14 protein-coding genes are annotated in these 15,357 nt (G+C 57.9%); 9 read left to right on the plus strand and 5 right to left on the minus strand.

Annotated features, from left to right (window positions below; all coding sequences use genetic code 11):
- Positions 1–97: 97 nt before the first annotated feature.
- The 4 genes from metH (at position 98) to QC816_RS06205 (ending at position 7,433) form a co-directional block, all read left to right on the plus strand.
- On the plus strand, positions 98–3,793 hold the full coding sequence (metH, locus tag QC816_RS06190; protein ID WP_264823099.1) for a methionine synthase: 3,696 nt from the start codon (positions 98–100) through the stop codon (positions 3,791–3,793).
- Positions 3,794–3,795: 2 nt separating this feature from the next.
- Positions 3,796–5,121, plus strand: coding sequence for an MATE family efflux transporter (locus QC816_RS06195; protein ID WP_309781389.1), 1,326 nt, complete (start codon positions 3,796–3,798; stop codon positions 5,119–5,121).
- Between the two features lie 124 nt (positions 5,122–5,245).
- Positions 5,246–6,901, plus strand: coding sequence for a nitrite/sulfite reductase (locus QC816_RS06200; protein WP_085918575.1), 1,656 nt, complete (start codon positions 5,246–5,248; stop codon positions 6,899–6,901).
- The gene (locus QC816_RS06205; protein ID WP_085918576.1) at positions 6,891–7,433 is read left to right on the plus strand and encodes a DUF934 domain-containing protein; all 543 of its coding nucleotides are present in this window, start codon (positions 6,891–6,893) and stop codon (positions 7,431–7,433) included. Before QC816_RS06200 ends, QC816_RS06205 begins: the two co-directional genes overlap by 11 nt.
- Positions 7,434–7,507: 74 nt before the next feature.
- Here QC816_RS06205 and smrA read toward each other — a convergent pair whose 3' ends face one another.
- Entirely contained in the window at positions 7,508–8,098 is a 591-nt protein-coding gene (smrA, locus tag QC816_RS06210; RefSeq protein ID WP_085918577.1) for a DNA endonuclease SmrA, read from the minus strand.
- Between the two features lie 132 nt (positions 8,099–8,230).
- Between smrA and QC816_RS06215 the strand changes: the two genes are divergently transcribed.
- The 4 genes from QC816_RS06215 (at position 8,231) to pdxH (ending at position 10,451) form a co-directional block, all read left to right on the plus strand.
- A complete protein-coding gene (locus QC816_RS06215) occupies positions 8,231–8,701 on the plus strand; it encodes a gamma-glutamylcyclotransferase family protein (RefSeq protein WP_309781390.1) in 471 nt (156 codons plus the stop codon).
- A 24-nt stretch (positions 8,702–8,725) separates the two neighbouring features.
- Positions 8,726–9,349, plus strand: coding sequence for an NAD(P)H:quinone oxidoreductase (wrbA, locus tag QC816_RS06220; protein WP_199285305.1), 624 nt, complete (start codon positions 8,726–8,728; stop codon positions 9,347–9,349).
- Positions 9,346–9,741: a DUF2069 domain-containing protein gene (locus QC816_RS06225; RefSeq protein WP_085918580.1), complete on the plus strand. Its 396-nt coding sequence runs from the start codon at positions 9,346–9,348 to the stop codon at positions 9,739–9,741. Before wrbA ends, QC816_RS06225 begins: the two co-directional genes overlap by 4 nt.
- A 65-nt stretch (positions 9,742–9,806) precedes the next feature.
- Positions 9,807–10,451 carry a pyridoxamine 5'-phosphate oxidase gene (gene pdxH, locus QC816_RS06230; protein WP_085918581.1) on the plus strand — a complete coding sequence of 215 codons (645 nt, stop codon included), beginning with the start codon at positions 9,807–9,809 and terminating at the stop codon, positions 10,449–10,451.
- A 51-nt stretch (positions 10,452–10,502) separates the two neighbouring features.
- On the opposite strand, the gene QC816_RS06235 is transcribed toward pdxH, so the two are convergent.
- Positions 10,503–13,250 carry a bifunctional acetate--CoA ligase family protein/GNAT family N-acetyltransferase gene (locus tag QC816_RS06235; protein ID WP_309781391.1) on the minus strand — a complete coding sequence of 916 codons (2,748 nt, stop codon included), beginning with the start codon at positions 13,248–13,250 and terminating at the stop codon, positions 10,503–10,505.
- Between the two features lie 104 nt (positions 13,251–13,354).
- Between QC816_RS06235 and QC816_RS06240 the strand changes: the two genes are divergently transcribed.
- Positions 13,355–14,296 carry a histone deacetylase family protein gene (locus QC816_RS06240; protein ID WP_264823092.1) on the plus strand — a complete coding sequence of 314 codons (942 nt, stop codon included), beginning with the start codon at positions 13,355–13,357 and terminating at the stop codon, positions 14,294–14,296.
- 33 nt (positions 14,297–14,329) lie between these two features.
- Here the strand turns inward: QC816_RS06240 and QC816_RS06245 are convergent, their stop codons facing one another.
- The 3 genes from QC816_RS06245 to QC816_RS06255 are packed head-to-tail and all read right to left on the minus strand — an operon-like array spanning position 14,330 to position 15,350.
- Positions 14,330–14,656: a TusE/DsrC/DsvC family sulfur relay protein gene (locus tag QC816_RS06245; RefSeq protein ID WP_199285303.1), complete on the minus strand. Its 327-nt coding sequence runs from the start codon at positions 14,654–14,656 to the stop codon at positions 14,330–14,332.
- 29 nt (positions 14,657–14,685) lie between these two features.
- A complete protein-coding gene (tusB, locus tag QC816_RS06250; protein WP_085918585.1) occupies positions 14,686–14,976 on the minus strand; it encodes a sulfurtransferase complex subunit TusB in 291 nt (96 codons plus the stop codon).
- A gap of 8 nt (positions 14,977–14,984) precedes the next feature.
- On the minus strand, positions 14,985–15,350 hold the full coding sequence (locus QC816_RS06255) for a DsrE family protein (RefSeq protein WP_309781392.1): 366 nt from the start codon (positions 15,348–15,350) through the stop codon (positions 14,985–14,987).
- Positions 15,351–15,357 lie beyond the last annotated feature (7 nt).

The following is a 15,357-nucleotide window of genomic DNA, read 5'->3' on the forward strand; positions in this document are numbered from 1 at the left end:
CCTTTGTTATCATAGTGCTCCGTTGGTTCATTTGAACGGCGATTGCCGACGATAAAAATACCTTTTTTGACTGTGACGCTGGAGATATCCCCCTGCCATGGCTGCTAGTGATTTGATTGCCACCCTCTCCCAACGCCTGAATCAACGTATCCATATCCTGGATGGCGGCATGGGGACCATGTTGCAGAATGCCGAGCTGAGCGAGGAGGAGTTTCGTGGCCAGCGTTTCAGTGACTGGCCGTCGGACCTGAAAGGCAACAATGACTTGCTGGCGCTGACCTGCCCCGACGTGGTGACCCGCATTCACCGCGATTATCTCGAGGCCGGTGCCGATATTATTGAAACCAACACTTTCAACAGCACGCGCCTCTCCCAGGCTGACTATGGCATGGAAGATATTGTGCCGGAGCTGAATCGGGAATCGGCACGGCTGGCCCGGGAAGTGTGTGACGCCGTTGCCGAAGAGACCGGCGTACCGCGATATGTGGCGGGTGTGCTGGGCCCTACCTCGCGAACCGCGTCGCTGTCGCCGGATGTCAACGACCCTGCCAAGCGTAACGTCACATTTAATGAGCTGCGCGACAATTACCTTGAAGCAGCCAAGTCGCTGATCGAAGGCGGCGCCGATCTGATCATGATCGAGACCATCTTCGATACGCTGAATGCCAAGGCCGCGATCTACGCCCTTGATGAACTGTTCGAGTCCCTGGGTAAGCGGTTGCCAGTGATGATTTCCGGCACCATCACCGATGCTTCCGGGCGAACGCTGTCGGGGCAAACCACGGAAGCTTTCTGGAATTCGATTCGCCATGCCGAGCCGTTTTCCGTGGGCCTAAACTGCGCGTTGGGTGCCGAGGAATTACGCCAGTACGTCGAAGAGCTTTCCACCAAGGCCGACACCTTTGTATCGGCCCACCCCAACGCGGGCCTGCCCAACGAATTTGGCGAATACGACCAAACGCCTGAAGAAATGGCGGCCATCGTCGGCGAGTTTGCACAGAGCGGCCTGGTCAACATTATCGGCGGCTGTTGCGGCTCGACGCCGGAACACATCCGCGCCATTGCAGAAGCCGTTCACGGTTTGGCGCCCCGGGAGGTGCCAGAGCGTTCGCGCGCATGCCGGTTATCGGGACTTGAACCGTTCAACATCGAGGCCGACTCGCTGTTTGTGAATGTCGGCGAGCGCACCAATGTGACCGGCTCGGCGCGCTTCAAGCGACTGATCGTGGAAGAAGATTTCACCACCGCGCTGGAAGTCGCGCTGGAGCAGGTGGAAAACGGCGCCCAGATCATCGATATCAACATGGATGAGGGCATGCTGGAATCCCAGGAAGCCATGGTGCGCTTTCTGAACCTGATCGCCGGCGAGCCCGACATCGCCCGTGTGCCTATCATGATCGACTCGTCCAAATGGGAAATCATCGAAGCCGGCCTTCAGTGCGTGCAGGGCAAGGCAGTGGTGAACTCCATTTCGCTCAAGGAAGGCGAAGAAGCTTTCCGCGAGCAGGCGACCAAATGCCGGCGCTACGGGGCCGCCATCGTCGTGATGGCGTTCGACGAGGAAGGCCAGGCTGATACCTTCGCCCGCAAGACCGAGATTTGTGAGCGCGCCTACCGCCTGCTGGTAGATGAAATCGGTTTCCCGGCGGAAGATATCATTTTCGACCCCAACATTTTCGCCATTGCCACGGGTATCGAAGAGCATAACAACTACGCCGTTGATTTCATCGAGGCATCCCAGTGGATTCGCGAACACCTGCCCCATGCGATGCTGTCCGGGGGCGTTTCCAACGTCTCCTTCTCGTTCAGGGGTAATAATCCGGTACGCGAAGCGATTCACTCGGTCTTTCTGTACCACGCCATTCGTGCGGGGCTCACCATGGGGATCGTCAATGCCGGTCAGTTGGCCGTTTACGACGATCTGCCGGCCGAACTGCGCGACGCCGTGGAAGACGTGGTGCTCAACCGTCGCAGCGACGGTACCGAGCGCCTGCTCGATATTGCCGATAACTATAAAGGCGATGGCAGCGGCGCAGCGAAAAAAGAAGACCTGGAGTGGCGCAGCTGGCCGGTCAACAAGCGTATCGAACATGCCCTTGTCAAAGGCATCACAGCGCATATCGAAGACGATACCGAACTGGCACGCGCCGAGGCGGAACGCCCCATTGAGGTCATTGAAGGGCCATTGATGGACGGCATGAACGTGGTCGGCGACCTGTTTGGCGCGGGCAAGATGTTCCTGCCCCAGGTGGTCAAATCCGCTCGCGTCATGAAGCAGGCCGTCGCCTATCTGATTCCCTATATCGAGGCCGAAAAAAGCGCTGACACCCAGGCCAAGGGCAAGATTGTCATGGCGACGGTCAAGGGCGACGTCCACGATATCGGCAAGAATATCGTCGGCGTGGTGCTTCAGTGCAACAACTACGAGGTTATTGACCTTGGCGTAATGGTGCCCACCGAGAAAATCCTCCAGGCCGCCAAGGATCACAACGCCGATATCATCGGGCTGTCCGGTTTGATCACGCCGTCCCTGGATGAAATGGTTCACGTCGCCAAGGAAATGAAGCGTCGCGGCATGGACCTGCCACTGCTGATTGGCGGTGCAACGACCTCGAAAGCGCATACGGCGGTTAAAATCGAACCCCAGTATGACCATCCGGTGATTTATGTGACCGATGCGTCCCGGGCCGTTGGGGTGGCCAGCCGGTTGCTTACCCCGTCCCTCAAGACGCCCTATATCGCCGAAATACGCGAAGAGTACGAAAAGGTTCGTGAACGCAATGCCAAGCGTCGCCCCAAAGCCGCCGACCTTGACTACACCCAGGCGCGTAAGCGGCGTTTCCGGACCGACTGGGCCAGCTACACACCGGGCAAACCTCATCAACTGGGGCTACAAACCTTCGATAATTACCCGCTTGATGAACTCGTCGAGCGGATCGACTGGACACCCTTCTTCATGAGCTGGCAGTTGGCAGGGAAGTTCCCCAAGATTCTGGATGACAAGGTGGTCGGTGAAGCCGCCCGCAACCTGTTTGAAGATGCCAAGGTGATGCTGCGCAAGCTGCTTGATGAAAAGCGCGTCCAGGCACGGGGCGTGATTGGCTTCTGGCCGGCAAATACTGTCGACGACGACGTCATTGAAGTCTACGCCGATGAATCCCGTACCGATGTCGTCGAACGACTTCACCATATCCGTCAGCAGACCACCAAAGGGCGCGACGGCATCTGTTACAGCCTGGCGGATTTCATCGCCCCCAAGGACAGCGGCAAAGCGGACTGGATTGGTGGCTTTGCAGTGACCACCGGGCACGGGGTCGATGAACTGGCCAAAGAATATGAAGCGGCGGGGGACGACTATAACGCCATCATGGTTCAGGCCCTGACGGACCGGTTGGCGGAAGCCTTTGCCGAGCGCATGCACGAACGTGTGCGCAAGGAGTTCTGGGGCTATGTGCCCGAGGAGTCGCTCGATAATGACGCCTTGATTGCCGAGAAATACCAGGGTATCCGCCCTGCCCCCGGCTACCCGGCCTGCCCTGACCACACCGAGAAGGCAACGCTGTTCAGACTGCTTGACGCCACCGCCAATACCGGACTGGCGCTGACCGAAAACTTTGCCATGTGGCCTGCCGCGGCGGTATCAGGGTGGTATTTCTCGCATCCGCAGTCCAAATATTTTTCAACCGGCAAGATTACCCAAGACCAGGTCAAGGTATTGGCTGAGCGTAAACAGATGCCGCTCGAGGAAATGGAGCGCTGGCTGTCACCAGTGCTTTCCTACGACCCGAGCTGACTGTGCCCTACGTCGCCCACCGCCACGGCATAGTGGTTCGTCTGGCTTGGCCGGTCATACTGGGCATGCTCTCGCAGAGCATGCTCAATCTGGTCGATGCCGCCTTGGTGGGCCGTCTAGGCGAAACAGCGTTGGCGGGTGTTGGCCTTGGCGGTTACGCCATGTTCATGATGACCGCCCTGGTGTTCGGGCTGTCCTCCAGCGTTCAATCACAAACCGCCCAGCGCCTGGGCGCGGGTCATTCTGGCCTCTCCCTGCCGCTGCAGGCGGGCCTGCTGCTTGGCTTGATCAGTGGGACATTACTGGCGCTGCTGGCATGGTGGCAGGCGCCTTTGATTATGCATTGGATCTCGCCGACGCCGGACGTTCATGACGTGGCAGTTGATTACTTCCGCTGGCGTGTGCTGTCGCTGGCGGCGATTGCGCTCACCCTGTGCTTTCGTGGTTACTGGAATGGCCGTCAGTACACTCGCCTGTATTTGCGCATTATTGTGGCGGTTCACCTGCTTAACGTGGTGCTCAGCGCGGGATTGATTTTTGGCCTTGCCGGGCTTCCCGAACTGGGCGCCAGTGGTGCTGGCGTTGCCACCAGCTTGTCGGTGGGCGTGGGGCTGTTGCTCTGGATAGGCATCACCGCCCGCCACAGCAGCGCTCTGACATGGGCCCAGTTACGACCTGACATACAGGGGCTGCGAACCACGGCCCGGCTGGCGTTGCCGCACTCGGCCCAGCAGCTTTGGTTTGCCGCTGGCTATGCCGTGCTTTTCTGGCTGTTGAGCCAGCTCGGCACCGCGAGTGTTGCGGTGGGGCACGTGCTGATCAACCTGTCGCTGTTGCTGATATTGCCGGGCGTGGGTGTCGGGGTTGCCGCAATGAGCCTGGTGGGTGAAGCCCTGGGGCGGGACGCCGAGCAAGAAGCTCACCGCTGGGGTCTGGACGCGCTCTGGGTAGCTGCACTGCTGCTGGTCGTACTGGCCCTGCCCATGCTATGGATGCCGGACAAACTGCTTGGCCTGTTTTTCAAGGCGCCGGAATTGATTAAGCTTGGCACCTTGCCGCTTCAGTTAACGGGCCTGATGATGGTCATTGACGTCGCCGCATTGGTACTCGCCCAGGCCCTGATGGGCGCGGGCGCTCAGCGAACCGTCATGCTGTTGACGTTGAGCCTGCAGTGGCTGCTTTTTTTACCGCTGGCCTGGTGGGTTGGCGTCAGTCTCGGCTATGGGCTGCTCGGCATTTGGCTAATGCAGTTGATGTATCGCATCATTAACTCAGCTGCTTTTTTCTGGATATGGCAACGCCGCCGGTGGGCGACGTCGCTAGCGTAAATACCATTTTGAGATAAAAAGATAATTATATATTCTTTTGTAGAATATGATGCCCGCGTTAAGGTGGCGACACTGATTCGTCCCGTTTCAACGTGACAACTTCGCTTTAGCAGGACCGTGCCCCATGTATCGCTATGATATTCATGACCAAACGCTGGTAGATGAGCGCGTCGCTCAGTTTCGCGATCAAATGGATCGCTACCGCGACGGGCGTTTGGGAGAAGAAGAGTTTCGTCCACTGCGTTTGCAGAATGGTCTCTATATCCAACGCCATGCGCCCATGCTGCGTATTGCGATCCCGTACGGCATGTTGGCTGGCCATCAGCTGCGTGCGCTGGGGAGTATTACCCGTCGCTACGACCGTGGCTACGGTCACTTCACCACGCGCCAGAATCTGCAGCTCAACTGGCCTGCCCTGGAAGACGTGCCGGATATCCTGGCGGATCTGGCCAACGTCCAGATGCACGCGATCCAGACCAGCGGCAACTGCATTCGCAATACTACCAGCGATCAATTTGCCGGTATTGCCAACGATGAAGTGGAAGATCCGCGTCCCTGGTGCGAGCTGATTCGCCAGTGGTCGACGCTGCACCCTGAATTTGCCTATCTGCCGCGCAAGTTCAAGATCGCCGTCAGCGGTGCTTCCCAGGACCGTGCGGCCATCCAGGTTCACGATATCGGCCTGCGTCTGTGGTACAACGAGGCAGGCGAATTGCGCGTAAGAGTCCTTGCGGGTGGTGGTCTGGGCCGCACGCCGATGATCGGCGATGTGGTGCGCGACGACCTGCCCTGGCAGCACCTGCTGACCTATCTGGAAGCGTGTGTCCGGGTGTACAACCAGTTCGGGCGTCGCGACAACAAGTTCAAAGCGCGGATCAAGATTCTGGTCAAGGCGTTGGGCATCGAAGAGTACCGCCGTCGCGTCGAGGAAGAGTGGGCGCATTTGAAAGACGGCCCCCAGACGCTCAATGCGGCGGCGGTCGAGGCAGCCAAAAGCCACTTCCCCGAACCGGAACGTCGCAGCGTGGCTGAAAGTGCTGTGCAGGATTACGAGCGCCTTCGACAGGAAAATCGAGGCTTTGCACGCTTCGTGACCAATAACGTGGCTGACCACAAGGTTTACGGCTACAAGGCCGTGACGCTATCGCTCAAGCGCCGCGAGCATGCCCCTGGCGACGTGACGGCTGACCAGATGGACGCCATCGCCGACCTCGCGGACCGTTACAGCTTCGGTGAAGTCCGGGTTACCCATGAGCAGAATCTGGTACTTTCCGACGTGCCGGTCGACGAGCTGGAAGCCCTTTGGCAAGAGCTTGAAACACTGGGCATGGCCAACCCGACAGTGGGCACGCTCAACGACATCATCTGCTGCCCTGGCGGCGATTACTGCAGCCTGGCCAACGCGGTGTCGATTCCCATCGCCCAGGCATTGCAGGAACGCTTTGAAGACCTCGATTTCCTTTACGACCTGGGGCCGCTGGATCTGAATATTTCCGGCTGCATGAATGCCTGTGGCCACCACCACGTGGGCCATATCGGCATTCTGGGCGTCGATAAAAAGGGCGAGGAGTACTACCAGGTATCGATTGGCGGCAATTCGACCGATGATGCCTCATTGGGCAAGATTCTTGGCCCCTCCTTCTTCCGTGAAGACGTCCCCGGGGTTGTCGAGAAAGTGCTGGAAGTCTACGTGGCCCAGCGCCATGAAGATGAACGCTTCCTGGACACTTATCGCCGTATTGGACTGAAACCCTTCAAGGAGCGTGTGTATGCCGCCTAATGACAAACAGGCCGAGGCGGTTGAGATGACGCCGGTTCATGCCGATCACCTGATCGCCAATGGCGAACTGGCGGCGGAAAATGCCTGGTGCGTGTCTTACGACGCTGAGGCACTTCCCGAGCAACGCCCTGCTTTTGTACCGCTGGCGCTCTGGAAGGCTCATCAGGAAGACACCGAGCTGGCACCGCTGCTGGCAAGCGATTGCGAACTGACGGCGACCCTGGCCGATGAGATCCGTTCGGCCCCGGCAGTCGCCATTCATTTTCCGGCATTCACCGACGGCCGTGGCTACAGCCTTGCCCGGCTGTTACGCGAGCGTTTCGGCTACAACGGTGAAGTGCGCGCAGTTGGCGATGTGCTGGTCGACCAGTTGGAATACATGCGCCGCTGTGGCTTTACCGCCATGGCGCTGCGCGATGACCAGCATCCCGAAGATGCCCTGCGGGCGTTGAGCTTTTTCAGTGTGCGCTACCAGCCGGATGTCGAAGAACGCCAGGCACTGTTTGAAAAACGCCTTAACGCTAGCCACTAAGTGCGTCAGTCATCTAAACGCAAAGGGGCAGCCAACGGCTGCCCCTTTTGTTTTGACGGCTTATGTGTCGCTGGCTAGCCACGACGCTTCTGTTGCCGTTCACGGTTGTTGGCTTTCGCCCGATCGCTCTTGCGTAGCATGACCCAGGTAGCCCCCAACCCACCTTCCGACGGCTGGGCGGAGATATAGGCCTGTACTTCGTCAAACTGGATCAGCCATTTGCCAATATAGGAGCGCAGCACATTGGCCGGACTGTCGATCTCCCGCCCACGCCCGTGGACAATCAGTACCGAACGCAGGTCGTGCGCATAAGCATCCTGAATAAAGGGAAATACCAGTCTCCGGCATTCGGCCAGAGGCCGTCTTAGCAGGTGAAGCTGTGCCTGGACCGGGTAGCCGCCGTGCTTGAGTTTATCAACCACCCCCTGCTGAATTCCCTCGCGGCGGTACTCGATGGGGTCAAAGGGGGGTATCAGGTCGACAAAATCATCGGATAGAAAGTTACGCTCATCAATCTCTGCTTCAGCGCGTTCGCGCCTTGCCAATTGAGCCTCGGAAGGACGCTTGCGCGCATCACCGGTATCTGCGCGGTTTTTATCCGCTAGCGGTTTCACGTCGCCCACAAGCGCCCGAAAGTCTGTTTCATCACGAAGTGGCTGGTTCATGGCAGGCTCTCCGACAGGATAGGCTTTTTATCCTACCAAACACGCACTGATTGCTTAAGCGTCTTGTTACGCTTGTGTTCCACGCTGACGCACGCCACGCTACGCTTTCTGCCTGCTACATAAGGAAACACCATGGCCTGGGTAAAACGCCTGTTGGTGCTATGTACAATACTGCTACTGGGCCTTGCCGGGTGGCTTTGGCTGACCATGCTCAGCCCGTGGTTTTATGAGCGACCCGACGATCTTGCGGATATCGAACAGCGCACACACCAGGTGTTTGTCTACGGCACGTTGCGCTATGCGCCGGTTCGCTGGGTGGTGATTGGCGGTTCGGGCGACCCTGAACCAGCCACGCTTGAAGACCATCAGCGCAACGGGCTTGATTTATCGCCTTCGCCTGGCAGCCAGGTGAAAGGGCTTCGCCTGAGCGTCACCGCCGATCAACTCGCTCGCCTGGATCGCTATGAACGCCTGGGGGTTCGCTACGAGCGGGTGAAGAAGCAGCTTGCCGATAGCACCCGTGCCTGGGTCTATCAACGGCTGCCCAATGCGCAAGGTATGCGTTTGGCATTACCCGCTGCCCACATTGCTCTGGTACCCTAAGAGAATAATCTGCTTGGAGTTACTATGTCCGGTTCATTGCCCTATGTCTTGATACTTTATTACTCGCGCTCGGGTGCGACCGCCACCATGGCTCAGCAGATGGCCGCCGGCGTAGAGCAAGTGGCAGGCATTGAAGCGCGCCTGCGCACTGTGCCGCCGGTTTCCCCCACCTGCGAAGCGACATCCCCCGAGATCCCCGAGGAAGGCGCGATTTATGCCGAGCTCGACGATCTCCGTCACTGTAGCGGCCTGGCGCTGGGCAGCCCGACCCGGTTTGGCAACATGGCGTCACCACTTAAATATTTTCTGGATACCACCAGCAGCCTTTGGATCAATGGTGCCCTGATCGACAAGCCGGCAACCGCCTTTACCTCAAGCTCGAGCCTGCATGGTGGGCAGGAAGCCACGTTGTTGACCATGTTGGTCCCGCTGCTTCACCACGGCATGGTCTACGCTGGCGTGCCCTATAGCGCCACTGAGCTGCTGGCCACAGAAACCGGTGGAACGCCCTATGGCTCAAGCCACCTGGCAGGGCCAAGGAGCGACCGCTCAGTCGACGAACATGAGCGCGCCCTGTGCGTCGCTCAGGGCAAGCGCCTCGCCAAACTGGCGCTGGCGATGCGGACAATGCGCGAGGAGACATCATGAAGCAGTGGCTGGAGCGGCTTGAGCAACGGCACGGCGTTGATCTTCTCACCTTGCGGGCACGGCAGTGGGTATTGGCAAGTTTTGGCCTGTTGCTGATAATGATGCTGTTACGTGGTTTCATGGTGCAGGACGCGGCGTTCAGTTGGCGCCCCATGGCAGCCTTTGTGCTTCCTCTGATCCTGTTTCTACCTTCTATTATCGGAAGGCGACCGCGAGGACATGCCTGGTTAGCCTTTGTCAGCCTGCTGTATTTCAGCCAGGGCGTGATGGTGGCCACCCTACCCACTCAAACCTTGCGTGGCGTCACCGAGGCCGTTCTCTCGCTCGCTTTGTTTACCGGTTGCATGGCCTTTGCGCGGTTTCGCAGCCGCCAATTACGTGCTCAGGGCTAATCAGGGCTTGAGCTTTGTGACCACACCCGACACCATGTAAAAAATTCTTGATGGAGAGCCTAGCAATGGCACGCGACATAGCGGATATCAGGCGTGATTATGAAGGTGGCCAACTCGATGAATCCCAGGCCCCTGATGATCCCCTCGTGTTGTTTGATGAATGGTTCAATCTGGCTATCGAAAAGGAAGGCAAAGACAGCAATGCCATGACGCTGGCAAGCGTCGACAGCCAGGGGCGCCCTCACGCGCGCGTGGTGCTTTTGAAAGGGTTCGACGAGCGCGGCATGGTGTTTTACACCAATTACCATAGCCACAAGGGAAGTGAACTCAACAATGTGCCCTACGCGGCGCTTACCTTCTGGTGGCCATCGATTTCCCGCCAGGTGCGTATTGAGGGAGCCGTCGAGCAGGTGGCCGCTGAAGAGTCCGACGCGTATTTCGCCAGCCGCCCACGTGGCAGCCAGTTAGGTGCCTGGATTGCCACCCAGAGTGTAGTGATACCGGACCGTAACTGGATTGAAGAACGGCAAAAGCGTTTTGAACAAGCCTATGAAGGGCAAGAAATTCCGCGTCCCAACCACTGGGGCGGTTACCGCGTGAATCCCGATATGATCGAATTCTGGCAGGGCCAACCCAGTCGCTTGCACGACCGTATACGCTTTGAGCGTCGCGAAGGCGGCGAGTGGAACTCTTTCCGCATGGCGCCCTGAGCCCCTCTGCCCTGTGGCTGGCCAAGGTGGCGGGCTAGCCATGCCCAGCGGCTAGTCCGGCAGGCTTTCCAGCCGGTGGCGCTGCCATTCACTTTCGGGCTCGTTGAGCCGCATGATGGCATCAATTACCTGTTCTTCCATGTTGTAACGACAAGTGAAGCCCAGGTGTTTCATCAGTGCCCGCATGGGATGATTATCCGGCATGATTTTGCCCACCATTTCCAGGGTGCCAATGTGGGTGCAATAAGCGACCATTTTTTTCATTAACAGGCTGCCGATCCCCAGGCCCTGCATGTCGTCGCGAATAATGACTGAAAATTCCGTTCGAATGTTATCCGGATCATTCCAGACACGCACCACCCCGAGCATTTCCTTGCTGCCATCATCGCGTTGATGTTCGGCAATAAACGCCATCTGGCGGTCGTAATTGATATGCGACAACACCGAAAGATCGCGCTGGGTTAAATCCGACTTGTTATGAAAATAGCGGAAACGAATACTTTCTTCGGAAAGTTGGCGGTGAAAATTGGTAATCAAAGGTGCATCTTCGGCACGAATCGGCCGCACCTCGACTTGCCAGCCGTTTTTCAACGTCAGCCATTCACGCAGCTCTTCCGGATAAGGCATGATGGCAAAACGAGCCGGGGGGCCGAGGTCCATGGCAAAATCGACGGCCAGCATGCCGTCCCGGTTGAGCAGCAATGGGTTAAGTTCAAGCCCACGCAGCTCGCCCAGATCCGAGGCCATTTGTGACAGCTTTACCAGCAGTTGGCATAAGTGCTGGGTATCCCGGTCGGGGTCTGACGAGTGTTCGCGGATCAACGATGCGGCGTGGGTGCGATTGACCACATCCGCCGCCAGGCTCATGTTGAGGGGCGGTAAAGCGACTTGGCGGTCAGCAAGTACATTGACTTTATAGCCACCAATGCCAAACACGATCAGCGGGCCGAATACCGGGTCCCGGGTAATGCCCGCGCACACCTGCATGGAATGCTTGCCGCGCTGCATGGGCTGCAGGCAGTATTCATGGATCGCGTATTCGGGGTACTTTTCGTTCACCTTTTCGCCCAGTTGGCGAACTCCATCCGCCACCTGCTCGGGGGTTTCAAGATCCTGAAGCAGCCCTGCCGAAATCTTATGCGGGTGCTTGCGATAGCGATAGGGTCGACAATTGCCCTCATGCACCACCTTCAGCGCCTTGGGTCCTTCAATCTGCCCGGCAATGTCCAACGCCTGCTCGGCACTGGTAAGGTAATAACTGGTCGCTGCAGGAATGCCGTAAGCCTCAAGCACTTGCGCCGTTTCCGAGTGGCTTAACGTCTGACGGCCCTCGGCCTTCGCCTCGCTGATCAATGTCCGGCACTCTGCGCGAATATCAGCACTGGTGGAAAACGGCAGGCTGGGCGGTGTTTCCTGAAGCAGCTGTTGAACGCGCTGGTAGTCCACCATATGCATGAAGGCTTTCACCGCTTTTTCGGGCGAAATATAAGTGGGAATGCCGGCCAGGTTGCATTCGTGGCGAGCATTCAACGCCTCTTTGAGCCCCATCCAACTGGTCAATAAATTACGACGGAAGGCCTTGCGGTTGGCAATCAGCGCTTGTGCGGTGACCAGCGAAGGCGCCAGGCGCGTTGGTGCATGCACCACGAGGACCGCATCCACATTGGCATCTGCGGCGACAATTTTCAGCGCCTCGACAAACCGCTCGGGCGTGGCATTACCGCCCAGGTCAACGGGGTTTTCACCGGGTTTGCTGAAATCGACCTGGCTTTGATGCAACGCTTGTTGTGTTTCATCGCTGAACTCGGCCAGCTTGCCTCCGGCGCTGACCAGCTTGTCGATAGCCAGCATGGCAGGCCCCAAACCGTTAGACACCACCGCCAGGCGGTCGCCACGTAATGGTTTCATGCGCGAGAGGGTTTCCAGGGCATCCAGCAACTCGTCGGAGTCGTCGACACGCACTACCCCGGCGCGTGAAAAAGCCGCGTCAAACACGACATCGCGATTGGCAATACCCGGCGTCGGGGCCATGCCGGAAATATCCGAAGCAAAGGTTCTTCCGCTCTTGATGGCCAGCACGAGCCGGTTTCTCGAGGCGTCGCGTACCGCGGTCATGAAATGCTGCGCGTCGGAAATCCGCTCAAGATGGAGCAGAATTGCCTGCGCCGGTGAGAACTGATTTACGTAATCGATCAGATCCGGCAATAGCACATCGACACTGTCACCCACGGTAATCAGGTGCGAAAACCCCACATCGCGCCCGGCTGCCCAATCGATCATGGCGTTGGCCAACATGCCTGACTGGCCAAGATACGCCACTCGGCCTGCCTTGACCGGCTGACTGGCATATGAGGCATTGAGTTTTTTAGCTGGCACGATAAGGCCCATGCACTCAGGCCCCAGCACGCGGATGCCGGATTCACGGGCAGCCTTCAGCATGCGCTCGCGTATCGAGCCTTTATTGCCCGTGTCGCGATCCAGATAAGCGCCACCGGAAAGTACCAGGGCGGCTTTGACCCCAAACTTGCCCAACTGGTGGATCAATTTGGGCACCCCGTCAATGGGCGAACAGATGATGGCGAGGTCAGGCACCTCAGGCAAGTCGTCAACGCGCTTGACACAGGGGTCACCGAAGACCTGATCATAGCCTTTCAGATTAACCGCCCAACGTCGCCCCTTGAACCCGCCTTCATGAATATTGCGAAGCACCAAGCCCCCAAGCGACGCTGGGTTCTCGGATGCGCCAATGACGGCAAGCGTGCGGGGTTCGAAAAAATGGTGCAAGAAACGTGTACTCACGTTTGCCTCTCCTGGAACGGTGCAGCGCGATGTAAGACTTATGGACACTGTCGCCTATCAGCGTGTCGCGATTAAGGTGATACTAGCTACCATGGAGCGCTTGAATGATCACTGCCTACCTTACCCACCCGGACTGCTTATTGCATCATATGGGGCCGGAACATCCTGAAAACCCTCATCGACTGGAGGCGATTCGAGCGCGTCTGGCATTGTCAGGCTTATTGCAGCAAACCATGCAGGCCGATGCCAGGGAAGCGGATGAAGCGGCACTCAATCGAGTGCACGCCACACGTCATCTTAACGCCCTTACCAAATGTCTGCCCGAGCAAGGCATCGTATCGCTTGATAACGACACCCTGATGAACCCGGATAGCCTGAAAGCCGCTCGTTATGCCGCTGGTGCGGTTATCAAAGGGATCGATCAGGTCTTCAAGCGCCAGGCCGATAATGTGTTTTGTGCGATTCGTCCGCCTGGGCATCATGCCGAAGCCGCCGAGGCGATGGGGTTTTGCTTTTACAACAACATCGCGGTCGGCGCGGCCTATGCAAGGGAACGCTACGGTGCCCAGCGCATTGCCATCCTGGATTTTGACGTCCACCAGTGCAACGGCACGATCGATATTTTCAAGAATGATCCGGATGTGCTGATCTGCACCAGCTTCCAGTATCCCTTCTACCCATGGCGATATTTACGTAGCGAATGGCAAAACGTCGTCAATACGCCCCTGGAAGTCGGCACGCAAGGGCCCGAATTCCGTCGCCTGATTGAAAGCCAATGGCTACCAGCGTTGCACCGCTTCAAGCCTGACCTGGTGATGATGTCCGCCGGGTTCGATGCCCACCGTGACGACCCCATGGGCGATGTATGCCTGGTGGATGAGGACTTCTACTGGATCACGCACATGGCGATGGAAATTGCCACGCTGTATGCCGATAACCGGCTTGTCTCCTCGCTGGAGGGCGGCTATAACCCGACATCGCTGGCAAGCGGTGTGGAGGCGCATCTCAAGGCATTGCTGGGCCTGCCTTTTGCGGCATCGAGCTAACGGCCGACCAGAGGTTACGCTGCCTGGCTGTTTTCAAAGGCAGTTGGTGGGTTTGGGAAGCCCTGCAATGCGCGCTACCACCTTGGCGGTACTGCCAGGAAAGAGCCGCATCAGGTAAATAGAGCGGCCCTTGTCACTACCCAGCGTCTGCTGAGTGGCTTTGACGAGCGGTCGCATTGCCGGTGCCATTTCATAACGGCGATAGAAACCGCGCGCCAAGTGGATGATTTCCCAGTGCTCGGACGTCAATTCGATGCCTTCATCGACGGCCAACTGGTCAGCAACCGCTTCTGACCAGTCACTCATGTCGACGAGGTACCCTTCCGGATCAAGCAGTACGTTAGCGTCGGTGTTCTCCATCAGTGTACTCACTGTTGCCTATCAGCTATTCAATACCAGGTGACCGACTGTGCATGCTGCTCAGTCAGCGCTACAAACCCTTCCATATCCACTGCCGCCAACCCATGGGTTGCGGCAATGCTTGAGAGCCCTCGGGCGACGAGGTCTTCTTCAAGCAAAAATACCGCGTAGTCATTCTGCGTCCAGCAGTGTAAATCTGGGTTAAGCGCCGCCATCACGCCTGCTTCGGTCAGCAACAGCGTATCCCCCGCCTGAATGGCCTGCTCGACCTGCTGGGCGGCCTCATGGGTGGGAGGGGTTGTCAAAATATGCAGGATCATGAAACACCCTAGAAGTTGAGGATCGGGCGGTTTTGGCTAAACAGCGCTTTGACTTGCTCCTCGCTGAGCGGTGTTACGCCATCGACAAGCGCTTCGAGAGGAAGCTTGAGGTCGTCGAGCACTCGCTGGGGGACATTCAACTGGTCGATATCGTACATCTCGAGCATGTCGATGGTCGGCAGACTGGCCTTTTGCCCCGGGGCGCCTGCCTGCTGTTCCCTGCACAGTGCCAACGCACCCTGCCCCATGAACAGCAGCCTGACAGATTGCCCAAAGGCGGCGCCAACCAGAGCGGCGTCAAGTCCCTCACGCAGCCAGTTCGAATTATGGGGAGCATGACGAATGATCACCAACAGTTCTTCTGATTCATGCATGGACGGC

This window comes from Vreelandella janggokensis (assembly GCF_031451615.1).
Lineage (GTDB): Bacteria > Pseudomonadota > Gammaproteobacteria > Pseudomonadales > Halomonadaceae > Vreelandella > Vreelandella janggokensis.